The organism is Dactylosporangium salmoneum, assembly GCF_039532525.1.
GTDB lineage: Bacteria > Actinomycetota > Actinomycetes > Mycobacteriales > Micromonosporaceae > Dactylosporangium > Dactylosporangium salmoneum.
This window is the reverse complement of sequence record NZ_BAAARV010000027.1, coordinates 24,004-46,729: the sequence shown is the minus strand read 5'-3', so window position 1 is coordinate 46,729 and position 22,726 is coordinate 24,004. Positions and strand designations below refer to the sequence as shown.

The 22,726-nt window shown below is 71.3% G+C and carries 27 protein-coding genes; 16 read left to right on the top strand and 11 right to left on the bottom strand.

The features are described from left to right. Window positions 1-44 precede the first annotated feature (44 nt). Window positions 45-785: a hypothetical protein gene (locus ABD352_RS18670; RefSeq protein ID WP_344613675.1), complete on the top strand. Its 741-nt coding sequence runs from the start codon at window positions 45-47 to the stop codon at window positions 783-785. Window positions 786-886: 101 nt separating this feature from the next. Here the strand turns inward: ABD352_RS18670 and ABD352_RS18665 are convergent, their stop codons facing one another. The 3 genes from ABD352_RS18665 to ABD352_RS18655 all read right to left on the bottom strand — a co-directional run bounded on the left by ABD352_RS18665 (window position 887) and on the right by ABD352_RS18655 (window position 4,736). Continuing rightward, a complete protein-coding gene (locus ABD352_RS18665; protein ID WP_344613674.1) occupies window positions 887-1,201 on the bottom strand; it encodes a DUF4279 domain-containing protein in 315 nt (104 codons plus the stop codon). Between the two features lie 130 nt (window positions 1,202-1,331). After that, window positions 1,332-3,158 carry a cellulose binding domain-containing protein gene (locus ABD352_RS18660; RefSeq protein WP_344613673.1) on the bottom strand — a complete coding sequence of 609 codons (1,827 nt, stop codon included), beginning with the start codon at window positions 3,156-3,158 and terminating at the stop codon, window positions 1,332-1,334. Between the two features lie 237 nt (window positions 3,159-3,395). Continuing rightward, window positions 3,396-4,736 (bottom strand): carbohydrate-binding protein, encoded by a 1,341-nt coding sequence (locus tag ABD352_RS18655; RefSeq protein WP_344613672.1) that lies wholly within the window; start codon window positions 4,734-4,736, stop codon window positions 3,396-3,398. 796 nt (window positions 4,737-5,532) lie between these two features. On the opposite strand from ABD352_RS18655, the gene ABD352_RS18650 reads away from it, so the two are divergent. Both ABD352_RS18650 and ABD352_RS18645 read left to right on the top strand, forming a co-directional pair. Continuing rightward, entirely contained in the window at window positions 5,533-6,465 is a 933-nt protein-coding gene (locus ABD352_RS18650; RefSeq protein WP_344613671.1) for a trypsin-like peptidase domain-containing protein, read from the top strand. 31 nt (window positions 6,466-6,496) lie between these two features. After that, complete coding sequence (locus tag ABD352_RS18645; protein ID WP_344613670.1) at window positions 6,497-6,862, top strand: hypothetical protein; 366 nt, start codon at window positions 6,497-6,499, stop codon at window positions 6,860-6,862. 53 nt (window positions 6,863-6,915) lie between these two features. Here the strand turns inward: ABD352_RS18645 and ABD352_RS18640 are convergent, their stop codons facing one another. Continuing rightward, window positions 6,916-7,518 carry a LacI family DNA-binding transcriptional regulator gene (locus ABD352_RS18640; protein ID WP_344613669.1) on the bottom strand — a complete coding sequence of 201 codons (603 nt, stop codon included), beginning with the start codon at window positions 7,516-7,518 and terminating at the stop codon, window positions 6,916-6,918. Window positions 7,519-7,574: 56 nt separating this feature from the next. On the opposite strand from ABD352_RS18640, the gene ABD352_RS18635 reads away from it, so the two are divergent. Then, window positions 7,575-8,495 (top strand): hypothetical protein, encoded by a 921-nt coding sequence (locus tag ABD352_RS18635; RefSeq protein WP_344613668.1) that lies wholly within the window; start codon window positions 7,575-7,577, stop codon window positions 8,493-8,495. A 91-nt stretch (window positions 8,496-8,586) separates the two neighbouring features. Here ABD352_RS18635 and ABD352_RS18630 read toward each other — a convergent pair whose 3' ends face one another. Next, window positions 8,587-9,927: a condensation domain-containing protein gene (locus tag ABD352_RS18630; RefSeq protein ID WP_344613667.1), complete on the bottom strand. Its 1,341-nt coding sequence runs from the start codon at window positions 9,925-9,927 to the stop codon at window positions 8,587-8,589. A 164-nt stretch (window positions 9,928-10,091) separates the two neighbouring features. On the opposite strand from ABD352_RS18630, the gene ABD352_RS18625 reads away from it, so the two are divergent. From ABD352_RS18625 to ABD352_RS18615, 3 genes are all read left to right on the top strand, one after another. Continuing rightward, entirely contained in the window at window positions 10,092-10,520 is a 429-nt protein-coding gene (locus ABD352_RS18625) for an RrF2 family transcriptional regulator (RefSeq protein WP_344613666.1), read from the top strand. 35 nt (window positions 10,521-10,555) lie between these two features. After that, the gene (locus ABD352_RS18620) at window positions 10,556-11,761 is read left to right on the top strand and encodes a globin domain-containing protein (RefSeq protein WP_344613665.1); all 1,206 of its coding nucleotides are present in this window, start codon (window positions 10,556-10,558) and stop codon (window positions 11,759-11,761) included. 84 nt (window positions 11,762-11,845) lie between these two features. Next, the gene (locus ABD352_RS18615; RefSeq protein ID WP_344613664.1) at window positions 11,846-12,166 is read left to right on the top strand and encodes a GYD domain-containing protein; all 321 of its coding nucleotides are present in this window, start codon (window positions 11,846-11,848) and stop codon (window positions 12,164-12,166) included. Window positions 12,167-12,187: 21 nt separating this feature from the next. Here ABD352_RS18615 and ABD352_RS18610 read toward each other — a convergent pair whose 3' ends face one another. Further along, window positions 12,188-12,415 (bottom strand): hypothetical protein, encoded by a 228-nt coding sequence (locus ABD352_RS18610; protein ID WP_344613663.1) that lies wholly within the window; start codon window positions 12,413-12,415, stop codon window positions 12,188-12,190. Between the two features lie 69 nt (window positions 12,416-12,484). Between ABD352_RS18610 and ABD352_RS18605 the strand changes: the two genes are divergently transcribed. Next, a complete protein-coding gene (locus ABD352_RS18605) occupies window positions 12,485-12,772 on the top strand; it encodes a hypothetical protein (protein WP_344613662.1) in 288 nt (95 codons plus the stop codon). Between the two features lie 30 nt (window positions 12,773-12,802). On the opposite strand, the gene ABD352_RS18600 is transcribed toward ABD352_RS18605, so the two are convergent. The 3 genes from ABD352_RS18600 to ABD352_RS18590 are packed head-to-tail and all read right to left on the bottom strand — an operon-like array spanning window position 12,803 to window position 15,149. Beyond that, complete coding sequence (locus ABD352_RS18600) at window positions 12,803-13,846, bottom strand: ABC transporter permease subunit (protein ID WP_344613661.1); 1,044 nt, start codon at window positions 13,844-13,846, stop codon at window positions 12,803-12,805. Continuing rightward, the gene (locus tag ABD352_RS18595) at window positions 13,843-14,763 is read right to left on the bottom strand and encodes an ABC transporter ATP-binding protein (protein WP_344613660.1); all 921 of its coding nucleotides are present in this window, start codon (window positions 14,761-14,763) and stop codon (window positions 13,843-13,845) included. Before ABD352_RS18595 ends, ABD352_RS18600 begins: the two co-directional genes overlap by 4 nt. Then, window positions 14,760-15,149, bottom strand: a complete 390-nt coding sequence (locus tag ABD352_RS18590) for a GntR family transcriptional regulator (RefSeq protein ID WP_344613659.1) — start codon at window positions 15,147-15,149, stop codon at window positions 14,760-14,762. Before ABD352_RS18590 ends, ABD352_RS18595 begins: the two co-directional genes overlap by 4 nt. Before the next feature lie 190 nt (window positions 15,150-15,339). On the opposite strand from ABD352_RS18590, the gene ABD352_RS18585 reads away from it, so the two are divergent. The 5 genes from ABD352_RS18585 to ABD352_RS18565 all read left to right on the top strand — a co-directional run bounded on the left by ABD352_RS18585 (window position 15,340) and on the right by ABD352_RS18565 (window position 19,624). Beyond that, the gene (locus ABD352_RS18585; protein ID WP_344613658.1) at window positions 15,340-15,756 is read left to right on the top strand and encodes a DUF6069 family protein; all 417 of its coding nucleotides are present in this window, start codon (window positions 15,340-15,342) and stop codon (window positions 15,754-15,756) included. 40 nt (window positions 15,757-15,796) lie between these two features. Further along, on the top strand, window positions 15,797-16,150 hold the full coding sequence (locus ABD352_RS18580; protein ID WP_344613657.1) for a YciI family protein: 354 nt from the start codon (window positions 15,797-15,799) through the stop codon (window positions 16,148-16,150). Between the two features lie 4 nt (window positions 16,151-16,154). Continuing rightward, window positions 16,155-17,342 carry an RNA polymerase sigma factor gene (locus tag ABD352_RS18575; protein ID WP_344613656.1) on the top strand — a complete coding sequence of 396 codons (1,188 nt, stop codon included), beginning with the start codon at window positions 16,155-16,157 and terminating at the stop codon, window positions 17,340-17,342. Window positions 17,343-17,567: 225 nt separating this feature from the next. Then, a complete protein-coding gene (locus ABD352_RS18570; protein ID WP_344613655.1) occupies window positions 17,568-19,034 on the top strand; it encodes a glutamate synthase subunit beta in 1,467 nt (488 codons plus the stop codon). A 377-nt stretch (window positions 19,035-19,411) separates the two neighbouring features. Beyond that, on the top strand, window positions 19,412-19,624 hold the full coding sequence (locus ABD352_RS18565) for a hypothetical protein (RefSeq protein WP_344613654.1): 213 nt from the start codon (window positions 19,412-19,414) through the stop codon (window positions 19,622-19,624). Between the two features lie 21 nt (window positions 19,625-19,645). On the opposite strand, the gene ABD352_RS18560 is transcribed toward ABD352_RS18565, so the two are convergent. Together ABD352_RS18560 and ABD352_RS18555 are read right to left on the bottom strand one after the other, a co-directional pair. Beyond that, window positions 19,646-20,470 carry a class I SAM-dependent methyltransferase gene (locus ABD352_RS18560; RefSeq protein WP_344613653.1) on the bottom strand — a complete coding sequence of 275 codons (825 nt, stop codon included), beginning with the start codon at window positions 20,468-20,470 and terminating at the stop codon, window positions 19,646-19,648. Window positions 20,471-20,573: 103 nt separating this feature from the next. Further along, a complete protein-coding gene (locus ABD352_RS18555) occupies window positions 20,574-20,756 on the bottom strand; it encodes a hypothetical protein (protein ID WP_344613652.1) in 183 nt (60 codons plus the stop codon). 173 nt (window positions 20,757-20,929) lie between these two features. Here ABD352_RS18555 and ABD352_RS18550 point away from each other — a divergent pair, with 173 nt between their 5' ends. From ABD352_RS18550 to ABD352_RS18540, 3 genes are all read left to right on the top strand, one after another. Further along, the gene (locus tag ABD352_RS18550) at window positions 20,930-21,499 is read left to right on the top strand and encodes an HDIG domain-containing metalloprotein (RefSeq protein WP_344613651.1); all 570 of its coding nucleotides are present in this window, start codon (window positions 20,930-20,932) and stop codon (window positions 21,497-21,499) included. A gap of 158 nt (window positions 21,500-21,657) precedes the next feature. Then, window positions 21,658-22,053, top strand: a complete 396-nt coding sequence (locus ABD352_RS18545; protein ID WP_344613650.1) for a DUF4247 domain-containing protein — start codon at window positions 21,658-21,660, stop codon at window positions 22,051-22,053. Then, window positions 22,053-22,724 (top strand): hypothetical protein, encoded by a 672-nt coding sequence (locus ABD352_RS18540; protein ID WP_344613649.1) that lies wholly within the window; start codon window positions 22,053-22,055, stop codon window positions 22,722-22,724. Before ABD352_RS18545 ends, ABD352_RS18540 begins: the two co-directional genes overlap by 1 nt. Window positions 22,725-22,726 lie beyond the last annotated feature (2 nt).

Sequence of the window (22,726 nt, the reverse complement as noted above, 5' to 3'; positions counted from 1 at the left end):
TGACGTCGCTTCGCCCACGAACGTGCGGGAAAGACGCGTCACCTGTGGCCGCGGCCCCCTTCGGCTATCGTGCTCCGATGATCCTTCCTGGTTACGCGGACACGTTCCCGGACGAGGTGGACGTCGCGGCGCTCGCCGTCGACGGGTGGCACCTCGCCGAGCGGCCCGGCTTCTGGGCGGCGCACTGGCGGGAGCAGTTCATCGACGATGATAACTTGCTGTCGCGGGCATGGGGCGTGTCGGAAGCGGTTGTGACCGAACGAATGAACGATCTTTACGCCCCCCAAGCGTGGCCGGTGTTCCGGATCGAGCTTCGCGGCGATGCCGAGCTCGCGGTGGTGTTCCGTAACTTCGCCGACGACGGCGGGGTGGACTACCTCGTCCTGCCCGGATCCGGCCGGAAGGTGATCGAGATCGCCGGTTTGGAGGGGCACCAGCGCGGACCTGGGCTGTCCTGGCCGGAGCTGGTCGCCGTCGCCGACCGGCAGCCCGGCCGGGTCCGGCGAGCGCAGACCTTGCTACTGCTCGCGCCGGCGTTCGGTGACGAGGCGGCCGACACGCCGGACGCGGTGTCGGCGCTCTCGGATGCGATGCGGACGCTGGGAGCCACGGGCGACACCGCGAAGCTGGCCGCGCTGGCCGTCTCCGACGAGGTTGTGTTCTGGGGACACGTGCCGTGGGTAGCAGGCGTGCCCGACATGGACTACGCACCGCGCAACCCGGCCAGCCCGTTCGCGCTCTCAGTGGCCGAGCGGCAGTTGGTTACAGAGTTGCTGGCGTCCTGAACACTCGGCCTCAAAACGATGCGGCGAGCAGACCTCACCCGACATTCCTCAAGCCCGCTTGACCGTCCAGGCTTCACGGAAAGCGCGCCAGAACCCCGTTCTCACCGACGAAGCCAGTCGGCGCAGTCCCAGGGGATGGGCACCGGCTCCACGCGGGCTCCGATCGCGCCGGCCAGCTCGGACAGCGAAGGCCGGCCGGCGAGGACGGCCAGCAGCCGATTCAGCTGAGTGACCAGCTCGATGCCCGGGCTGGAGCTCAGGAGCCACACCGAAGACTCCCGAATGCGAGCCGACCGGCGGCTCACCGGTTCGCCCGCCTCGATCGCCGTCGTCGGCTGCAAGCCCAGCTGCTGCGTGACCGCCTCGGCGGTCAGCCCCGCACTGCCGAGCATCCGAAAGGTCACACTGGTCTGCACGCCGACCAATGTGCGGGCCCCGCCCGATCCGACCTCGTCGCCGGGCCGGTTCGGCGTTCGGTGCTTGGGTGAAGGGTGCGGCCCGCTGTCCGGGGGGACGGCGGGCCGCGGGCGGTGTGACGCGGTCCGGTCAGGGGCTGGTGCAGGCGATCGCGGGTGTGGTCGGCGAGCCGTTGGCGGTGAAGCCGAAGGTGGTCGAGGCGCGGGCGCCCAGCGATGCGTTCCAGGAGACGTTGCGAACGGTGGCGGTCGAGCCGCTCGTGGTCAGTGTGCCGTTCCAGAGCTGGCCGATGGTCTGGTCGCCGGCCAGGGGCCAGGTGGTGGTCCAGCCGTTGATCGCCGAGGTGCCGGCGGTGACGGTGACCTCGCCCTGGAAGCCGCCCGGCCACGAGTTCACCGTGCGGTACGAGGCGGTACAGGCACCGGTGGGCGGCGGCGGGCTCGACGGCGGGCGGCTGCTCGACGGGGGCAGGCTCGACGGCGCCGGGCTCGACGGGGGCTGGCTGCTGCCGCCGGCCCGCAGGTGGACGGTGACGAGGGAGTACGGCGGCACGGTCTGGCTGTTGGCGGTGCCCTGCGTGCCGGTGACGATGCCGGTGCCGCGGTTGGCGAAGCTGTCCACGGTGACGCTGCTGGCGGGGCTGTACCCGGTGTAGGACAGGTTCACCTGGTAGGAGTTGTTCGGGTCCTTGTTGAGCAGCAGCACGTCGAGGTTGCCGTTGGCGCGCTTGGCGGCGTGCACGGTCAGCTTCGCGTCGCTGGACGTGGCGCGGACCATCGTGTCGCCGGGGCCGGCCACGCGGCTCACCATCTGGATGCCGTAGTAGGTGGCGAACGGGGTGCCCGCGGGTGGTTCGCCGCCGGACCCGCTGGAGATGATGCCTCCGTCGCCGTAGTCGGTGGCGCCGGTGACATCGGTCGAGGTGGTGCCCGCGCCGTTGCGCACGTTCCACCAGTCGACGTTGGTGACGCCGTTCTCGGCCGCTGTCAGGTACGTGTCCGCGGCCCACAGCGCCTGCATCTGCGTGTCCGACGGCGGGGCGCCGCTGTTGGTCTCGGTGATGAACACGCCGGGGTTGTTGGTGGCGTACCTGGCCATGTCCGCCTTGAACTGGCTCACGGTGGAGGCGAGCGTCGGCGGCTTGGTGAGCTGGTCGGCCTCGCTCGTGCCGCCGGGGTAGTAGTGGAAGATCCCGAAGTCGGCCGAGTTCTTCACGACCGACATGACGGTGTCGTTCCAGTCGGCACTGTCGCCGGAGCCCACGATGCCGTCGGGCCAGTAGCCGGGCGTGGTGAGCACGACTCCGATCTTGATGGTGGGGTCGACGGCCTTCATGGCGCTGACGTACTGCAGGAAGTTCGTGGCGTAGCCGCGGGGGCTCTTGTCGGCGTGGTTGTCGGTCTCCCAGTTGGCCCCGTAGTGGCCGTTGCCGTAGACCTCGTTGCCGATCTCCCAGTACTTGACGCCGTATCCCTTGGTGACGTTGGCGTAGCGAACCCAGTCGGCGGCCTCCTGCGGCGTGCCCGAGCCGTAGTTCGCGATGACGATAGGCTGCGCGCCCGTGCTCTTGACCATGCTCATGTAGTGGTCGAAGTCGGTGTTGGGGGCGACGTACCCGCCGGGGGCGGTGTTGGTCTGCCAGTGGTAGATGTCGCCGTACGAACCGCCCGGGTACCGCACGAACGACACGGCGGCGTTCTTCAGCAGGGTGCTGGTCTGTGGGTCGGCCAGCATGCCGTCCCAGATCGCCACGTTCGCGCCGACCAGGCCGGAGCCGAAGGTGGCCAGGCTCTGCCCCGCGTTGACGCTCACGGTGACCGTGTTGGTGGCGGCCGACGCGGTACCTACCGTGAGCCAGACAGAGCCGGCGGCGAGCACGCCGACCGCGCCGGCGGCCAGGCCGGCACGCCAGCGCTGCCGCCGCGGCGGCGCGGAAGCTCTCACATCGGGATGCATGACGGGGGTTCTCCTTGTGGGGGTGCCAACCGGTCCGTGCGGTCGACGACCGCCCGCAGTGATCGGCACGAATATGGCCAGGAAGGGGTGTCGGGTGTCAATCGGCTCGTGCTCCGCGGCCGGGAGGGCCGTCCGCCGGCGGCCCGTCCCGACGCGGCGACGTGCTGAGCAGGAGATCCGACGTTCGCGGCGGCCGGCTCGAGCACCGATCCGGACGATGAAAGTTTCGAAAACGCCTCAGGACACGACGATGCGGTCGATGTCCGGCGCCCAGCCGGTGGTGTTGCCGAGCTGGATGGTGTTGCTGCCGGCCTGCAGGGTCACGGTGGCGGTGACCGAGCCGACCGTGTCCCAGCCGCCGGTCGATGGCGTGCTCACCGTCGGGCCCACGGTGCCGTTCACGGTCAGCGTCATCGAGCGGGCCTCGCCGGCGGCGTAGTAGACGCGCACGGTCCGGCTGCCGGCCGCGGCCGCGGTGACGTTGTTGAACCGCAGGAGGTTCGCCGAGCCGTTGCCGACGTAGCCGACGAGCGCGCCGCCGGAGGCGCCGGCCGAGGAGCGGACGGCGGCCTGGCCGCCGAGGGTGTTGGCGGACGACTCGGCCTCGTAGGAGGCGCCGGAGGGCTGGGTGGCGCCGATCTGGGCGAGCCAGTGGTCGTTGGCGTTGACCATCGTGAACGTCAGCGCCGGGCAGTCGTACGCGCTGCCGGGCGGGATGCTGCGGTGCGTGGTCGAGGTGTTCGACGGCGAGGCCGCGACCCAGGCGCCGCCGACGGAGACCTGCACGCCGCTGCTCTCGAACCCGCGGCCGGCGAAGGTCTGGCAGTAGTAGCCGGCGCCGGTGGCGGGGTTGACCGAGGTGTAGATCTCGAACATGTTCCAGCCGAAGTTGAACTGCGGCAGGTCGTACGTGCCGGAGCTGGTGAAGTACGTATCCCAGGCGTGCGTGAGGTAGTTGTAGAGGTACACCGTCCAGGTATTGCTCGTCGTCGACGTCTTGTGCTCGTCCATGCTGTAGGCGCGCCGGCCGTTGACCGTGGTCGTGTACGTGTTCAGGAAGTTCGCGTCCATCGGGGTGAGCTTGCCGACCCCGTCGCGGCCGCCGCACCAGTCCCACGCCCACAGGTCCGGGCCGCTGGGTGTGTACGCGGTGGTCAGCTCGATGCAGGCGCCGCCGCCGGGCAGCGCGGTCGGTGCGTATACGTAGTCGCCGCCCGACGTAGTCGTTGGTGCGGTGTTCAGCACGCTCTGCGTGGCGTGGATGCCCTGCGTGGTTGCGCTCGGCAGGTTGACGCCCCAGTCGGTGTGCAGCTGTGCGGCCTGCACCTGCGCCGCCTGTGCCGGCGCTCGGCGCTGTTGCCGGGTCTGCGCGAAGTGGTCGAGGGCCGCGCCGCCGGCCGCGCGAGCCGCCGCGCCGGTCAGGCCGGGGACCGTGCCGCCGATCGGGGCGTGGCCGCCGCCGTCCGTCGCGGGCCGGGCCAGCCATCCGGCACTCGCGGCGCTCGCCGCCGGGGCCGCGACCAGCGCGGTGGTCAGGGTGGTCGCGGCCGCCAGGGCCGCCGCCCATTTCCGATGCATGAGGTGTACCTCCAGTGCTCACCCGGCCGGCACCGGCGCACGCGGCAGCGGCACGGCAAGGGGTGGTGACGGCCCCGGCGGGGCCCGGAAGCGAGCGGCGAGATCGTCACTCGTCTATGCATTGGGGTACACTGTGAACGCCGAAAACGTTTTCGGCAAGAGCCTGTGCAGACGCAAAACAAATGACCCGTCGGAGGGCGAAAGCCGCTCGTCGATCTTCCGGTCACCGGCCGGGCGTCGCCGTGCAGCCGAGGGGCCGCGGTGTCCGCGTCGCCATTGAAGCGACCCCCGTCCGCCTTCGTCGGAGTGTGCGCCATGTGAACAGGGGCGGCGGCGCGTGCTCGATGGTCGTAGCGTCCCGAAGTGCGAGAGAGCGCTCTCTGGTTCAGGCCATCACCGTCACCTCTCGAATCGGGGGATCTATGCGTCTACACATGTTCGGCGGCGTAGCCGCCGGCACCGTCGTCGCGGCCATGCTTGTCGCGACACCGGCGCACGCCGCGCCGGGCGACGGGCCGGGGAGCTTCCGGCACCGCAGCGGGCTGCTCGTGCTGCCGGCGGCCGACAAGACACCGCGCCCAAGCAGCTGCCGGAGGCTACGGCGCAGCGTCTCAGCGACGCCCGCCACCTTGCCGAGTCGGCCCCGGGGGACTTCGCGTACCCGTGGCTCGACGCCGCGACCGGCGAGGTTGTCATCGATACGACCACCGAGCGGGGCGCCGGACTCGCCGGCGCCTGGCGGGCCGATGCGCGCTCGGCCGGCGCGCGGCAGCGGCTGCGCACGGTGCGTACCAGCATGGCCCGCTTCGAACAGCTGCGCGACGACATCACTCGGCTGACCCCGGCGGCGGTTGCCGGGACCGGGCACATCCGCACGATCGAGCCAGACAGCGCCGCCAACCGTCTCGTGCTCACCGTCGACACGCTGGACGACGCGCTGCTCGACGGGCTCGCCAAGCGCTACGGCTCCGAGCTCGTCGCCGTGCGGTACGAGCCGGACGCCACTGCCCTGAGCAACCAGGGCCGGCAGAACGACACCTCGGCCGGGCCCGGCTTCTACGGCGGCGCCGACATCAACTCCGACAACTGCACGTCGGGCTTCTCCTGGTACGGCGGCACCACGCAGTACATGCTGACCGCCGGTCATTGTTTCCCGACCGGCGGCGGCGCGTGGGTGCCCACGGAGAACATGGGATTTGTGACGCAGAGCTCCCGGGAGAACTGGAACAGCGGCGTCGGCACCGTGCCGTTCAGCGGCCAGAGCGTCAACCGCGGCGACCTGGCGCTGATTCAGCTCGACTCGCCGAAGCAGGCCGGTGGGTACATCTACCGCGGGGACACCAACTCCAGCACCTCCGCGCCGGTCAAGGAGATGTGGTCGCGTTCGCCGGCCTCGGGCGACCAGTTCTGCAGCGGCGGCCAGCGCACCGGCGAACAGTGCGGCTGGGTCGTCACGAGCGTCGGCATCGATGAGCACCTGACGACCGGCGAATGGAGCCGCAACACCAACAAGGCCACCAAGCAGGGGCAGTGCACCATCGGCGGCGATTCGGGCGGTCCGGTGTACACGGTGCGTGGCGACGGTGGCATCGCGGCCAAGGGCATCTGGAACTATGGCGGCGGTGGCGGCAGCGACAACTGGGGTGGCGCGCTGGACCCGTGCAGCGGCGGCTTCACCGACATCTGGCAGGCGTTCTATGGTCTGCCCGGTCAGCTGAAGACGGTCTGACCGGCGTCATCCCGACACCTTGGAGAGCACCATGCGCAAACGGTTCACGCTCGTCGTCATCGTGGTGCTCCTCCTGGTCGCGGCGGCCGGCACCGTCTTCTGGCTGGCCAGGCCGGGAGACGGACCGGTCGCCATCGACGGCTATCGTCGCCCGGGTTCCGACGACCGGCGGCTGACGGTGCGGTTCACGCTCGGCGTGGGCGACACAATCACGCTGGCGCGGTTCGAGGAGCGGCCGGACGCGGTTGTCGTCGCGGTGCGGACCCGTGCGCCGAGCGGCAACGGCCCGGACGTCGGCTTGCCGTATGAACTGACCGCCACGCTCTACGCACCGCTCGGTACCCGCCGGGTCGTTGACGCCCGGACAGGCGACCCGCTACCCGAGCTCACGCCATGAGCTGAGCCGTTCGGTGGCGCCCGCGCGTGTGTCCGCACCGTTCACCCTCACCGTCAAGGGCGGACCGCAGGCCCGGCTCCGACGGCCGGCCGCGGCGCTGGGCCGGTGGAGGCGCGCACGATCAGACGGGTCGGCAACGAAATGCGTGAGCCGCCCGGCCGATCGCGCTCGTTGAGCGGGTCGGCGAGCAGGTCGACGCCGGCCCGGCCGCACTGGTCCTTCGGCTGGCTGACGGTCGTCAGCGCGGGGCTGACGAGGGCCGAGGCCGGGATGTCGTCGAAGCCGATGATGCTGACGTCGTCGGGCACCTTGACGCCGCGGGCGGCGAAGCGGCTGATGAGGCCCAGTCCGATCATGTCGTTGTAGGCGACGACTGAGGTGACGGAGGCGGCCAGGACCAGGTCGGCGGCGGCGACGCCGCCCTCGAAGTCGGGTGACACGTTGCCCGCCTCGGCCACCTCGAGGTCCATGCCGGCCGCGACGGTTCGGATGGCGCGGAGCCGTTCCCGGTTGACCCACGAGGTGCGGGGGCCGGCGACGTAGGCGACGCGCCGGTGGCCGAGCGCCGCGAGGTGGGCGAGCGCCTGGCGGATGCCGTCGGCGTTGTCGAAGATGATGCACGGCAGCTGGCCCACCCGGCGGTTGAGCAGGACCACCGGGATGTCGTCGCAGCGGGGAGACGTTCTTCGCCGACACGCGGTACGAGATGGTGGTGCCCGCCAACCACGCGGGCATGGGCGGCAGCCTGAGCGTCAGCGACTCCGGCACCGCCCTGACGATCGTCACCGGCGCGGCGGACGGCATCCGGATCGTGCTGCAGAAGAACCCGCTGCGGCTGGAGTTCTACCACCGCGGCAGCGGCGCCCTGCTGGCGAGGGAGGACGCGACCCGCAGCATCACCTGGGGCGGTACCAACAACAGTGTCATCACCGAGGCCTTCGTCCCGCCGCCCGCCGACGAGCACTTCGTCAAGGCGGGGCACGGGTTCTACGGGCGCTCGCCCCGGCTGGACCGCACCGGCGACGTGGTGGCCCACAACTACGGCGCCACCGGCGGCGACCAGGCGCCCGCGATCGTGCCACGGTTCCTGTCCACCAAGGGCTACGCCGTCTTCTTCAACACGACCTTCGACGCCACCTTCTCCTTCGCCAGCGGGGCCAACCGGGACTACGCGTTCGCCGCGGACGACCACGCCACGGCCGGCGTGCGCCCGCAGATGGACTACTTCCTCATCAACGGGCCGGAGTTCGCGAAGCTGCTCGACCGCTACACCCAGCTGACCGGCCGCCCCCGCCTGCCCCGGCTGGCCATCTTCGGCCTGCACATGACCGACAAGAACTTCCCCGACGTCAGCGACGAGAACTGGTGGCGCACGAAGATCACCCAGCATCGCAACGCCGGCTTCCCGTTCGACCACCACGTCAACGACAACCGGTGGCGGGCGGCGGCACCAACCGCCCGCTGGCGATATCGGTCAACGGCACCGCCGTCAACGGCGCCCTGCCGTTCAACCCGACCGGCTCCTGGGACGCCTGGGGCACCACCTCGTTCACCGCCTCCCTGCCCGCCGGCAGCCAGATCGCGGTCCGGGCGACCACCACCGGCGCCAACGGGGCGAACATCGACAGCCTGACCGTCACCTGACCTCGGCAACCTGACGCAGGGCGACGACCCGGTCATCGCGGCGCCGTTCGCGCCGCGATGACCGGGTCGTCGCCGGCAGGCTAGGCGGTCACGGCGAGCGCGCCGAGAGCCTCCGTCACGAGCAGCGACTCGATGCCGCGCAGGTGCTCCTCGACCTTCGCGGGGTCGAAGACGCTGGTATCGGCGAAGAGGGTGAGGTCGAGCACGCCGGGCACGGCGTTGACGTGCAGGAAGTAGCGGGCGCCGTAATGGTCGACCGGCTCCCAGGTGAGCGTCGTGCGCGGCAGTGCGTCGCGCAGCCCGTCGGCGCTCACGCCCGGCGCGGCGGAGACGGGGGTCTGCATGTCGAAGCGGCGGTCGTTGAACGAGCAGGACAGGTCGACGTCGCCGAGCTGCGCGACGAGCGCATCGAGGGCGACCGGGTCGTACTGCGCGTGCAGGTACGCCTGCATCGAGGCCCGCATGGCCCGGCCGATGACCGGGCCGAGCTCGTCGTCGCCGACCTCGATGACGCACAGCCCGTCCTGCGAGGCGGGCCCGACCGAATCGGCGAGGCCGGGGCGGAAACGGTTGCTGACGATGACCTGCAGGACGGCCTCGCGGGTGCCGGTCTGGCGGGCGAGCTGCACGGCGGCGGCGGCGAGGATGACCGCGGACGTGCTCACCCGCTCGCGGTCGGCGAGCAGGCTGACGGCTTGGTCGCCGGCGGGTGAGCTGAGGGTGGCGCTGACGAACCGGGGCTCGCCGTCGGGCTCGCCGAACCGGCTGCGGGGTACGGCGCGCAGGTGACGCTGCCAGTACCGCAGCGCCTTCTCGCTCTGCCGTCGCCCCGCGTCGGACTGCTGGTGCAGCGCCTGGTCGTACGGCTGCCGGTCGGGCGGATCGACGGTGGGGCGGCCGGCGAGGCCGGCCAGGACGTCGCGCACGAGCGCGGTGAGCCCGCCCCGGTCGGTGACGAGGTGGCAGATGGCGAAGACGGCGTGGGTGACAACGTCGCCGACGCGCACCGCACCCACCCGCAGCGGCCACTCGTTCGGGTAGTCGAACGGCGGCTCGGTGAGTCTCCGCTGCAGTTGCCGGGCCGCGGCGGCGGCACCGTCCCGCTCCGCGTCGACGAGCTCCAGCTCGATGACGCCGTCCCGGGCCAACACCTGCCGCGCCTCGCCGGCCTCGTCGAGCCGGACCCTCGTGCGCAACGACTCGTGGCGGGCCATGGCGTACGCGACCGTGTCGGTGATCCTCGACAGCGGCGTGTCGACGGAGATGCCCTCGTCCTCGAGGGCGGTCACCCAGCTCATGTTGAGGCTCGCATCGTCGGGCACGAGGCGCTGGATCGCGCGCCAGATCGCGATCTGACCCCAGCTCAGCCTGCATTCGCCGCCCCGCGCACCGGTGAACCCGATGGGGATCCGTTCCGTCATCGCTGCCCCGCTTTCGTCAGGCGGTGACTCCGGCGCCCCATTGAATCGGGGGCGTTCAATGCCTGTCAATACAGTGGCAACCCGACCATCGCGGGGCGTCCCGGCCTCCGTGATACACCCCATAAAACAGGAATCTGAGAGTCCTCTTTGGGTAGGGTCGGCTTGTGCGCCTCAACCGCTCCACGGACATCAGCCTGCGCATCCTGATGCTGGGTGCCGCTCGGGAGGGCCTGCTCACCATCGACGAGCTGGCCGACGCGGTCGCCGTGCCGCGGCACCATCTGGCCAAGGTGGTGCAGCGCCTGCAGCACCTCGGCCTGCTGGAGACCGTGCGCGGACGCAGCGGCGGGGTGCGCCTGGCCGCCGCGGCCCGGACGGCGTCCGTCGGCGGGCTGGTGCGTGAGCTCGAGGGCGAGACGGAGGTCGTCGAGTGCACCGGCGACCCGGCGTGTCCCCTGAGCCAGGGCTGCCGGCTGCGCGGAGCACTGCGGCGCGCGCAGGAGGCCTTCTACGCCACCCTCGACCCGATCACGATCGATGACCTCACCGCGCCACCCGTGCGGCAGGTGCTGTTGAGCCTGGGCCGCACCTGACCGCGCGACCCATTCCCCTCATCTGGAGAACAACCATGCTGTCAGCCACGAATCTTCCGGTCGTCGAGGCGACCCTCCCGGTCGTCGCCGACCACCTCGACGCCATCTCGGACGCCTTCTACGACGCGATGCTGGGCGAGAACCCCGACCTGCTCAACCTGTTCAGCCGCAGCGCGCAGGCCACCGGCCAGCAGCGGCAGGCACTGGCCGGCGCGGTGGCGGCCTTCGCGGCGCACCTGGTCGGCGCGGGCCCGGACGCCGTGGCGTTCGAGCACCTGGTGAACCGGATCGCGCACCGGCACTGCGCGCTGGGCATCCGCCCCGAGCAGTACATCATGGTCGGCCAATACCTGCTCGGAGCGGTCGGCGCGGTGCTCGGCGACGCCGTGACCCCGCAGATCGCGGCCGCCTGGGACGAGGTCTACTGGCTGTTCGCCGTCCGGCTGATCGGACGCGAGACGCGCATCTACGCCGAGGCCGGGACGGACGGCGAAGACCCCTGGCGCGAGTACGTCATCGACAGCAAGACCGCCGAGGCGGACGACACCGTCTCGTTCGTCCTCACCCCGGCCGACGGCCGCCCGGCCCCCGGGTTCCTGCCCGGGCAGTACGTCACCGTCGCCGCCGATCTGCACGACGGCACGCGCCAGCTCCGCCAGTACTCGCTGTCGCAGGCCGCCGACGACCGGACCTTGCGCATCACCGTGCGGCGCGTGCGCGGCAACGGCGGGGCGCCGGACGGGGTCGTCTCCAGCTTCCTGCACGACCACACGGCCCCCGGCGACCGGCTGTTGTTGAGCCAGCCGTACGGCGACCTCGCCCTGACTCCCGGCGACACGCCACTGCTCCTGGTCAGCGGCGGGGTCGGCGTCACGCCGATGGCCGCCATCCTGGACCACGTGGCCCGCACCCAGCCGGCCCGGCACGTCACCGTCGTACACGCGGACCGCAGCCTCGACCGGCACCCGCTACGCGCCCACATGCACGCCAGCGGCGCACGGCTGCACTCCTTCGACAACCTCGTCTGGTACGAGCAGCCGGCCCCGGACGCGTTCACCGGCCTGGTCGACGTGGACGCCATCCCGGTGCGCCCCGGTGCCGAGGTGTACCTGTGCGGCCCGGTCCCGTTCATGCAGGCAGTCCGCGCGGGCCTGCGCCGCCGCGGCGTCCCCGAGGAGCGGATCCGCTACGAGGTGTTCGGCTCCGAGCAGTGGCGTTCGGCCCCGGTGCCGGCCCGCTGACGCCGCGGCATCCCCTACCGAGGTCGAGCCGTTCGGCGGGCACCCCTTCCGCGATTAGGCTTGGGCTGGAGGGGGTGATCTCTAATGCCTAGATTCCTTTTCGAGGCGACCTATACGCTCGACGGACTCCGCGGGCTGTTCAAGGACGGCGGCAGCGGACGCGTCGAGGCGGCCCGGAAGATGGCCGAAAGTGCCGGCGGACGACTCGAGTCGTTCGACTTCAGCATGGGGGAGCCCGACACGTACGCGATCTGCGAACTGCCATCCAGCGAGTCGGCGGCCGCGGTCGCTCTCACCATCGGCGCATCCGGTGGAGCCAACATCAAGACCGTGCCGCTGCTGACCCCGGCAGAGATCGATCGGGCGGTCCACGAGACCGTCGACTACCGCGCGCCCGGCGCCTGATCCATCTACTGCCCCGATCGTTCAGGGGGTGGTGATTGACTCCAGGGCCTGGGCGCAGGCGTCCAGCCACGTCTCGTCCTCGGCGACCGTGCGGTTCTCGAGGTCTTCGGATCCCTGGCGCAGGGGCGAGGCGAGCAGCACCGGGAGCGCCTCGGCGGCGGGCGGGCCGATCTCGGCCAGCGCCGCGGCGGCGACGATGCCCTTCGCGCCCCGGCCGAGGTGCTCCACCAGCAGCGGCCCGCAGCTCACCCTCCGCCGCCGCGATCGGGCTCGCACCCGTCGCGGCGGCGGTGACGCGACCATCTCGCGGGCCTCGGGGTGGAGCTGCCGGAGCCGTTCCGTGCCGAGCTGACCGGCGGGCACGAGGTGTTCGGGTTCGCCGTGCCGGGCGAGGCGCACGACGGGCTGTGGCAGCGGCTGCGGGAGCTGTACCCGGTCACCGGCTGGTGGCCGTTCCTCAGCTCCGAGAGCCCGGCCCAGCTGGCGCGGTGGCCCGACCGGCCGGTGCCGGTGCCCGACCCCGATGCGCTGGTGGCCGAGCTCGTCGAGGTCCAGCGGGTCGAGGAGCAGGCGCCGGCGGACCAGTGGTACATCTGGTGGGACTGAGCGCAGGCCCACGCTGTTCAAGTCGAACCGTCAGTTCTGCCGGCGCCGGATCCACCAGAAGCAGGTACCGGCCAGCGCCCCGGCGAGCGCGAGGAAGATGCCGGTTTCCATCCACTGCAGCGGCCAGTAGTGGCTCGCGGGATGGTAGGTGACCGTCTCGTGGAGGTTGGCCTTGGCGAGGCAGGCGCCGATCTGGCCCAGGTCCGGGTCGTCGCCTCCGTTCAGACTCGGGAAGCAGTCGGGGTAGTCGTCTATGCGGACCACCTGGCCGGACGAGTTCTGCACGGGCGGCTGGGACGTCAGCCACGCGCCCGGCGGGGTCGGCAGGTCGAAGTGGAAGTCCGTCTGCGAGCCCCGCAAGCCGTGGAACTGGCTCGTGCTGACCTGGTTGATCGGGAAGGTGGTCGTGGTCGATGGCAGCAGGTGGGGCCGGATGAGGGCGGGCACGAGAATCTGGACGGCGACGAACACGGCGAGGGTGATGGCCATGGCCGGCAGGGTGCGGCGCAGCAGCAGGCCTAGCGTGGTACCCAGGGCGAAGGCGAACGCGGCGTAGCCGAGCGGGACGATGTCGCGTGAGGCGAAGGTCATCGCCGCCCACCGGTCGCCCGTGAGGTCGTCCAGCGGCCCGGCCCACCAGGTCATCAGCCAGCTGAGGAGCGCGGCGGTGGCGATCGCGGCGGCGCCGATGCCGATGAGCTTGACCGCGAGCCACCGGGTGCGCGTCACGGTCTGGTTCCAGGCGAGCTGGTGCGTGCCGGTTTCCAGCTCACGGCCGATCAGCGGCGCGCCCCAGAAGATGCCGACCAGCGCCGGTACGGCGATCACGAGCAGCTGGAGGAGCTGGATCATGGGCTCGTAGCTTCGCTGCAGCTGGCTGAACTGTGCCCCCAACGCCCGCGCCGCGGGGGTCGAGCCGTCGCAGGCGTTCGGCACGGCGCACGCGGCCATGTCCGCGGCGTAGCTGTGGTGCATCCGCAACCCGGTGACCAGGAAGAAGATCGCGGCGGCGGCGAGAAGGACCAGGCCGGTGAGGGCCTGGGCACGGAACTGCCGCCAGGCTACCCAGATCATCGCGCTTCTCCCGTCGGTTGCATCGTGGTGCGGCCGCCGGGACCGGCGCCCCCGCGGCCGGTATCGACGGCCCGCTCCATGTAGGCCAGCACGAGGTCCTCCAGTTCGAGGTGTTCGGCGGACCAGTCCCCGGCGGGCAGTTCGCGCTCGCTTCGCACGACGAACGTGGACTGCCGGTCGGTGTGCTTCGCCCAGACGACCTCCAGTCCCGCGGGCAGGTCGGACTCCTGCCGCCGCGTGCACACGATCCGGTGGTGCTGCGCGAGCAGGTCCTCGGTCTCGCCGGCGAGCTGCACGCGGGAGGAGACCAGCACGACCAGGTAGTCGCAGACGCGTTCGAGGTCGGAGACCAGGTGGGAGGAGAGCAGCACGTTGGTGTCGTGCTCGGCGACCGACTCCATCAGGTACCGCAGGAAGTCGCGGCGGGCCAGCGGGTCGAGGCTGGCGACCGGCTCGTCGAGGATGAGCAGCTCGGGTCGCTTGGCGACCGCCACGGTCAGGGCGAGCTGGGCGCGCTGCCCGCCGGACAGCTTGCTCACCTTCTGCTTCGGGTCCAGGCCGAGCTGCTCGACGCGGGCCTGCGCGAGCTTCGCGTCCCAGCCCGGGTTCATCTTGGCGCCGAACTTCAGGTGGTCGGCGACGGACAGGTTCCCGTACGTGGGGGTGTCCTGTGCGACGTACCCGACCCGGGCCAGTTGCGCGGTTCCCCCGTTGGGCTGCTCGCCCAGCACCTCGATCCGCCCCGTGGTCGGCGCGAGCATGCCGCAAGCGATCTTCAGTAGCGTGGTCTTGCCCGCGCCGTTGGGCCCGACCAGGCCGACGACGTGGCCCGGCGGGATCTCCAGGCTGCAGTCGGCCAGCGCCTGGCGCTGACCGTATCGCTTGCCCAGCGCGTGGGCCTGCAGTATCGCGTTCATGTCTCCCCTTCGGCGCTCTCGCGCAGGGTGTTCTGGAACATCGCCTCGATGCCCGGCTCGGTCAAACCCGCTGCGCGGGCCTTGTCCACCCAGGCGCGCAGTTCCTGTCGCAGCGGACCGTGCTCGGTGAGCGACGCGTGGCCGAGCGATCGGGTGATGAAGGTGCCCACGCCCGGCTTTGCCGCGGCCAGGCCCAGGTGTTCGAGTTCGCGGTACGCCTTGCTCACGGTGTTCGGGTTGATCGCCACCTTGGCGACCACCTCCTTCACCGTGGGCAGCTTGTCGCCCTCGGCGAGCAGCCCCAGCAGCAGCGCTTGGCGTACCTGCCTGACGATCTGCAGGTACGGGGGGATCCCCGAGCGCGCGTCGAGGTGGAAGTCGATCACCCGTAATTCCGTTTCACTAGGTTACTAGTAGAACTAGGGTGCTCGGGGGCCGGGCGCGTGTCAAGCAGCCGGCGAGCGCTGTATCCGGTGGAAAAATTTCTGGGCGGGCTTGTCGATCGGGGCCGGTTCCTTTCGTCGCACTGGTGAGAGGCCGGCACGGAGCCGGTCCACGCAACCGCCGGAGGGCATCATGACCACCACCGTGAACACGACCCGCGTCGCCGCCACCCCGACCTTCGGTGCGCTGATCGGGACCGGCGTCGCCGCCGCCGTCGTCGCGAGCGGCGCCACCATGGCCGTCGCCGCCGCCGGGCATGCGGCGGGGATCAGCCTCGACATGAGCGGTGAGCCGATCCCCGTCATCGGGTTCGGCGTGCTGACCGTCATCTTCTCGCTGGTCGGCGTGGGCCTCGCCGCGACGCTGGCCCGGGTCGCCCGGCGGCCGCGGCGCGCGTTCGTCCGCACGACGGTGGTGCTCACCGCCCTGTCGCTGGTGCCGGACGCGATCGCCGACGCCGCGCCGGCCACCAAGGCGCTGCTGATGCTCACCCACCTGGTCGCGGCCGCGATCGTGATCCCCGCCGTCGCGCGCCGCCTGGCCGCCTGACCTCGCCGCCATCACACCATCGAGCTATCGGAGGACCATCATGAGGCAGTACCTGATTTCCGTGCACAGCGTCGAGGGCGAGCCGGTGCCGTCCGACGACGAGATGCAGATCGTGTTCCGGGAGACCGCGCGGATCAACGACGAGATGCAGGCCACGGGCGCGTGGGTCTTCGGCGGCGGGCTCCTGCCGCACGACAGCGCCACCGTCGTCCGGGTCGACGGTGGCGCGACCACCATGACCGACGGGCCGTTCGCCGAGACGAGGGAGCACCTCGCCGGATTCTGGGTCATCCGGTGCGCGGACCTGGACCAGGCGCTGGCCTGGGCCGAGAAGTGCGCGACGGCCTGCGGTCCGGTGGAGGTGCGGCCCTTCGACGACCTTTCCCAAGACTGACGTCATGGATCTGGCGAGCGTCTACCGCGCGGAGTACGGCCGCTGCGTCGCCACCCTGACCCGCCTCCTCGGCGACATCAACCTCGCCGAGGAGGCGGTCCAGGACGCCTTCACCACGGCATTGGAGAAGTGGGAGACCCTCCCGCCGAATCCGGGCGCGTGGATCGTGATCACCGCGCGCAACCGGGCCGTCGACCGGCTCCGCCGTGAATCGACCCGCGAGGCCCGCCACGCGCAGGCCCTGCTGCTGTACCACCAGGACGAGCCCCAGGAGGTGGGACCGGTGCGGGACGACCAGCTTCGCCTCATCTTCACCTGCTGCCACCCGGCGCTCGCGCCCGACGCGCGGACCGCCCTGACGCTCCGCCTGCTCGGCGGCCTCGAGGTGCCGGAGATCGCACGGGCGTACCTCGTCCCGGAGGCGACCGTCGCCCAGCGGATCGTGCGCGCCAAGAAGAAGATCCGCGACGCCGGCATCCCGTACCGGGTGCCCGAGGCCCACGAGCTGCCGGACCGGCTGCCGCCCGTGCTCACCGTGCTCTACCTGATGTTCACCGAGGGGTACGCGGCCACCGCCGGGCCGCTGATCAGGACGGACCTGTGCGCCGAGGCCATCCGGCTCGCCCGCGAGCTCGCCGCGCTGATGCCCGACGAGCCCGAGGTCCTCGGCCTGCTCGCCCTGCTGCTGCTGACCGAGGCGCGCCGGCCGGCCCGGCTGGGCCCGGCCGGCGAACTGGTGCCGCTGCCCGACCAGGACAGGTCGCTGTGGAACCGGGCGCTCATCGCCGAGGGCCACGACCTGGTCCGCCACTGCCTGCGACGCAACCGGCGCGGGCCGTACCAGATCCAGGCGGCGATCAACGCCGTCCACACCGACGGCGACGCCACCGACTGGCCGCAGGTCCTGGCCCTCTACGACCAGCTCCTCGCGCTCGTGCCGACCCCGATCGTCGCGCTCAACCGCGCGGTCGCGGTCGCCGAGGTACACGGACCGGCGGTGGCCCTCGCCGCGCTCGAGGGCGTCGACCTGCCGGGCTACCACCGGCTCCCCGCCACGCGGGCCGAACTGCTGGCCCGGCTCGGCCGCGACGCCGAGGCCGGCGCCGCATACGACGAGGCCATGGCCCTGGCCACCAACGAGACCGAGCGTGCCTTCCTGCAGACCCGCCGAGCCGGCCTGAGGAGCGCCTGACGACCGCGGATGGGCCTCGGGGCCAGGCTCAGCGCCGTCGTCGCGGCGGCGGCCGGGTGGCGCCGCGGTGGCGGGTGTGGCGCACTTGGCTCTTCTGGCTCTTGTGAGACACCCGGGCAGTTCGGTTAGGGTGGCGATTCACAAAAGTGGAACGGCCGTCTCACATTTCGGGCCAGTGTTGTCCCGTCGCGATCCGGATGCACCGCCAGGCAACGGAGGTCAGTCATGCCTGATCCGATGGGGTTCATGAAGTACCGCCGGCAGCTGCCGCTGCTGCGTCCGGTGCCCGAGCGGGTCGCCGACTGGCGCGACGTGTACCAGCGCGTCGAGGAACGAGTGATCCACGAGCAGTCCAGCCGGTGCATGAACTGTGGCGTTCCGTACTGCCACAACGGCTGCCCGCTGGGCAACCTGATCCCGGACTGGAACGACCTGGTGCGCGTCGGCGACTGGGAGCGCGCCGCGGACGCGTTGCACGCCACGAACAACTTCCCCGAGTTCACCGGGCGGCTCTGCCCGGCCCCGTGCGAGGCGGCCTGCGTCCTCGGCATCGGTGACGACCCGGTCACGATCAAGCAGGTAGAGGTCGAGATCATCAACCGCCTCACCGATGACGGTCCGCTGCGGCCCTTCACGGTCCCGGCGCGCTCCGGTCGCAGCGTGGCCGTCGTCGGCTCCGGACCGGCCGGTATGGCCGCCGCGCAGCAGCTGGCGCGGGCCGGACACGCGGTGACCGTGTACGAGCGCAACGACGCCGTCGGCGGCCTGCTCCGCTACGGCATCCCCGACTTCAAGCTGGAGAAGCGCCACATCGACCTCCGGGCCGCTCAGCTCGCCGCCGAGGGAGTGGAGTTCGTCACCAGCTGTGAGGTCGGCGTCGACGTCTCGCTGGCCGAGCTGCGCGAGCGGCACGACGCCGTCGTCCTGGCCTGCGGCGCCCTCGACCCGCGTGACGTGCCGAGCACCCCCGGTCGTGAGCTCGCCGGCATTCACCAGGCGATGGTGTACCTGGAGGGTGCGAACCGGGTCGTCGCCGGCTCGCTGGACACCCCGCCGATCGACGCGGCCGGCCTGAACGTCATCGTCGTGGGCGGCGGCGACACGGCCGCGGACTGCCTCGGCACCGCGCACCGGCAGGGCGCGGCCAGCGTGCAGTTGGTGGAGGTGGCACCGCTGCCCCCGCCGCGGCGGGACGGCGGCCGCGACCCCTGGCCGACCTGGCCGACCATGCTGCGCAGCGGCTCGGCGCACGAGGAGGGCGGCGAGCGCAACTTCGGCTGCGCGGTGCGCCGCTTCATCGGCGACGACGAGGGGCGGCTGCGCGCGGTCGAGCTGGTCGACGTCCTCGTCGGCCCCGGCTTCACGTTGAGTGAGGTCGAGGGCACGGTACGCGAGGTGCCGGCCGACCTGGCGCTGCTGGCGATCGGGTTCGGCGGTACGCAGCCCGGACCGCACCTGGCCCAGGCGAAGCTCACCCGCAACGGGCGCGGCACGATCGACGCCGGCGCCGACTGGCAGACCGAGGCGCCGGGCGTCTTCGTGGCCGGCGACGCCCGCCGGGGGCCGTCGTTGATCGTCTGGGCGATCGCGGAGGGCCGCTCGGCTGCCGCGGCGGTCCACCAGTACCTCGGGGACGGTGGACGCCTGCCCGCCCCGGTCACCCCGGCCTCGATGCCGCTCAGCGCAAGGTAGGCGGCTCGGCCCGGCACGTGCGCGGCCAAGGTTGCCGAGCTGACCGCGTCTGCCTGCTGGCCGCAGGCCATCTCCGGATGGCCCGCGGCCAGCAGGGGTCTCGCCCAGGTTGGCCCCTGGCAGTGGCGTATGCGCGGCCGGCCCGCTCCTCCAGCCGTGCGCCGGTCAGGGTGACCGGACGGCGTGCTGATCCTGGGATACGACGGAAGGTCGGCCCCCCACGCTAAGCTCGGACGCTCCATCGGCGAAGATCGACGGCCGGGCGACATCTCCGGCTCCGGCGTTTCCCGTGTCGGCGTCTCCGGCTCCGGTCCGGCCACCCGGCGGGCGTCGAGGAAGCGCCTTCGCCCAAGGCCTCCGCCCGGTGGCGCCGGCCGGTGTGGGCGGCGGCCGGGGTGGCCGGGCTCGTGCTCGTGCTCATCGCGGGCCTGGTCCTGTTCGACCGGTGGTCGCCGCCGGCCGATGCCGAAGGCGGCAAGGGCGGCCGGGGCATCGCCACGGCCACGATCCAGTCGTTGCAGGTGACCCTCGACGGCGTGGTCTGGAAGGGCGCGCCGGTCACGGTCACGACCGCGTGCATCTCGCTGTGACGCCGCTCCTTGCTGCGCGCTTCAATCATTCGATGCCGGGCTGCCGAGTTCTGGGTTGCGGCCCCAGCAGATCGCTGTAGCGAAGGCGAAATCGAAGAAGTCCGGAACGTCCAGGAGACGCAGCGTTTCGTCGACCGCGGGTAGCGCTTCGGGCGTGTGGTCAGCGATCCGGGGGCGTAGCTGGGTGAGGGTGTGGGACCAGCATTGAGCCGAGGCGTTCCGGCCACCGGTTGCCGGGATGTGCACCGAGGCTGAGACCTGTGCGAGTCCATGCTGTTGCAGGGGCGCGGGGAAGGTGCGCGACCATGCGGAGTCGGTGCCGATGGTCGCGGCCAGAGTCGATTCGATGGCGCGCATGGCGTCGCGAAAGGCCGGTGTGGCGGATGAGTCGACGGGGAAACTGGCGATGGACTCGATCACCAGCAGGCCACCGGGACGCAACGACCGGCACAGCTTGGCGATGACGGTGTCCCGTTCGGGGAGATGTTCCAGTACGAATCTGGCATGGATGAGGTCGAACGCCGATTCGGGTAGCGGGTCGAAGACGACGTCGTGCTGCGAGACGCTCAGGTTGGGCGCGGTGGTGGGTTCAAGCCATCGGGTGTCGATGTCGGTCGCCAGGACGCTGCCGTCGGTGACCTGTCCTGCCAGCCACGTCGCGACTGTGCCGGCACCTGCGCCGATCTCCAGACAGTGCCAATCGGGGCACAGACCGAGTTCGTGGAGAACCCGCGTGGTGGTGCGGTCGGCGACCTCCGCCATCGCGATGAGTCGCTCTCGCTCTCGGTGCCAGTCGGGACTCAGGACCGATTGACCGTAACGTTCCGGGACCGTCATGGCGATCATTCAACCTTATCGACCAGAGCGGGCCGTTTACCTGGGACAACGCGACGTCGACGGCTCTTTCTTGCGGTCGGGAAGCTCCGCGCTCTGGCGGTCACCGTCCATTTCAGGGCGGGTTGCCCTGGCCGCCGGAGGTATCTCGGTCTTCCCCGGTCGGAGCCTGCTGCGCACGGGTCCGTCGCCGTTGCGCCGCTTCATCCAGGCAGCGAAACAGGACCATCGGGCCGAAGACCGACACCATGAAGGCAAGGATCACCACGAACGGGCGATGGAACACGTAGTACTGCATGAGGGCCAGGGTCAGGATCGCGGTGGCCGCAATGAGCATCCGCAGCGGCCGCGAGCTCCGAAATCGCATCCGCAGCCCCCCGCCATGTCGGTGCTTCGATGCTATGGCGTGGTGGCGTCGCCGGCTACAAGCCGGGCGCCGGCCGCGCCCGGTCGTGCGGCAGGATCTTTCTCGTGAGGATCCCTGGCGACGACGAGATCCGGGCGCTGCACGAGCGGCTCGCCCCGACTCCGGCCGCGTTCGACCTCGTGTACGTCCACTGCGAGATAGTCGCCCGAATAGCTGAGCAGTTCATGGGGCCGGGCGTCGACGCGGCCCTTGTGCGGGCCGGGTGCCTGCTGCACGACATCGGCGTGTACCGCCTGGCCCCAGTGGACGCGTACATCCGGCACGGGCTGCTCGGCCACGAGGTCCTCGCCGAGCTGGGCTTCCCCGAGCCGCTCGCCCGGTTCTGCTCGCACCACACCGGCGTCGGCCTCACCCGCGACGACGTGCGGCGGCAGGACCTGCCGCTGCCGCTGGGGGACTACGTGGCCGAGACCGCGGAGGAGCGACTCGTCATGTACGCCGACAAGTTCCACAGCAAGTCGACGCCGCCGCATTTCGTGTCGGCCGCGGCGTACACCGCGGCCGTGGCCCGCTTCGGCGATGGCAAGGCCGCGGCGTTCAAGGCCATGGTCGCCGAGTACGGCGAGCCGGACCTGGCCCCGCTCGCCGCCGAATACGGGCACCGGATCGTCTAGCCGGTCCGGTCGACGTCCCGACCCAGCTGGCCGTGGCAGGCCGGATACACCCGCAGGTACCTCTCGGCCGCAGTCGGCTGCCCGACGATACGGCGACGCCGTCGAACCGTGCTTGGTACGGTCGTTGGCCGAGTCGCGACCCGGCCCCGAAGGAACCCATGAACCGCATCTGGTACCTCATTCCCGCCTGTCTCGCCGCCGCCGGCCTCCTGCTGTTCGGCGTCGCCGTGTGCTCCGGCGGCGGGCTGTCGCCGCGCTCGTACGTGGCCGGGCACTACCAGCGCGCCGCCGCGCGCGACATCGGCGGCGAGGCGCTCGCGTACACCAGCGACCGGCCGCCCAGCAAGGTCGCCCAGGAGATCTCGTGGGCCTGGTCACCGGCCGGGCGGTACGCCGACGGCTCCGGCGTCTACCTGCGCTACTCCACCGACTCGGTCGTGCTGCGGCCCGACGGCACCGGCACGCTGATCCTGGTGGAGCCGGTGCGTACCGCCTACCCCCGCTACGCGGGCACGCTGGGCGACAGCGGCTGGTCGAACCGGAGCGGTAGCTGATGCGCCGCCAGAAGGTCATCGACATCGTCTGGGTGAGCGTGGTGGGCGCCGTCATGGCCGGCGCGATCGCGTACTTCATGACGCACGCCTCCGGCCACGATGACGGGTCCGCGCACCATGCCGCCGCCGAGTCCGTCGCCGACGACCTCACCCGCGCCGCGGAGGCGCACGGCATCTGCTACGGCTGGTACCTGCTGGACGACGAGACACCGGTCAGCTCCGGGTCCAACCTCGGCGTCGGGGTGCGCGTCGCCGAGCACCCGGACCGTTGCCCGAAGTGGATCGAGGTACGCGGTACCTACCACGACTACCCGGACAACTCCCAGTTCGAGGACTATGCCGAGTACGCGATCGCGGTCAGCGCCGGGCTCGGCAAGGGACTGGACCCCGCAGGTCTTGAGCGGGTGGACGCCGGGACCAACCGGCTGCTGGACGACTCGCGCGGCACGATCCTCGACGCTGCCGAGGCGCTGCCGCTGCTCGCGCTGGAGGCGGGCATGACCGCCACCCCCGTGCCGGAGCGGGCCGCGACGGGCACCCCGCGACCGGTCGCCGAGGGCGGCAGCGACTTCCTGCGGGACCGGTGGGTGCTGCTGCTGATCGGCGGCGCGCTCCTGCTCGCGGCGGCCGGCACGACGGTACTGCTGCGCTGGCTGTCCCGGCTCTGGTGACC

Coding starts and splice junctions, on each gene's coding strand:
- ABD352_RS18660 (WP_344613673.1), bottom strand. CDS start 3,158: ATGCATCCCGATGTGAGAGCTTCCGCGCCGCCGCGGCGGCAGCGCTGG.
- ABD352_RS18655 (WP_344613672.1), bottom strand. CDS start 4,736: ATGCATCGGAAATGGGCGGCGGCCCTGGCGGCCGCGACCACCCTGACC.
- ABD352_RS18650 (WP_344613671.1), top strand. CDS start 5,533: ATGGCCCGCTTCGAACAGCTGCGCGACGACATCACTCGGCTGACCCCG.
- ABD352_RS18645 (WP_344613670.1), top strand. CDS start 6,497: ATGCGCAAACGGTTCACGCTCGTCGTCATCGTGGTGCTCCTCCTGGTC.
- ABD352_RS18630 (WP_344613667.1), bottom strand. CDS start 9,927: ATGACGGAACGGATCCCCATCGGGTTCACCGGTGCGCGGGGCGGCGAA.
- ABD352_RS18620 (WP_344613665.1), top strand. CDS start 10,556: ATGCTGTCAGCCACGAATCTTCCGGTCGTCGAGGCGACCCTCCCGGTC.
- ABD352_RS18615 (WP_344613664.1), top strand. CDS start 11,846: ATGCCTAGATTCCTTTTCGAGGCGACCTATACGCTCGACGGACTCCGC.
- ABD352_RS18600 (WP_344613661.1), bottom strand. CDS start 13,846: ATGATCTGGGTAGCCTGGCGGCAGTTCCGTGCCCAGGCCCTCACCGGC.
- ABD352_RS18595 (WP_344613660.1), bottom strand. CDS start 14,763: ATGAACGCGATACTGCAGGCCCACGCGCTGGGCAAGCGATACGGTCAG.
- ABD352_RS18585 (WP_344613658.1), top strand. CDS start 15,340: ATGACCACCACCGTGAACACGACCCGCGTCGCCGCCACCCCGACCTTC.
- ABD352_RS18580 (WP_344613657.1), top strand. CDS start 15,797: ATGAGGCAGTACCTGATTTCCGTGCACAGCGTCGAGGGCGAGCCGGTG.
- ABD352_RS18575 (WP_344613656.1), top strand. CDS start 16,155: ATGGATCTGGCGAGCGTCTACCGCGCGGAGTACGGCCGCTGCGTCGCC.
- ABD352_RS18570 (WP_344613655.1), top strand. CDS start 17,568: ATGCCTGATCCGATGGGGTTCATGAAGTACCGCCGGCAGCTGCCGCTG.
- ABD352_RS18560 (WP_344613653.1), bottom strand. CDS start 20,470: ATGATCGCCATGACGGTCCCGGAACGTTACGGTCAATCGGTCCTGAGT.
- ABD352_RS18555 (WP_344613652.1), bottom strand. CDS start 20,756: ATGCAGTACTACGTGTTCCATCGCCCGTTCGTGGTGATCCTTGCCTTC.
- ABD352_RS18545 (WP_344613650.1), top strand. CDS start 21,658: ATGAACCGCATCTGGTACCTCATTCCCGCCTGTCTCGCCGCCGCCGGC.
- ABD352_RS18540 (WP_344613649.1), top strand. CDS start 22,053: ATGCGCCGCCAGAAGGTCATCGACATCGTCTGGGTGAGCGTGGTGGGC.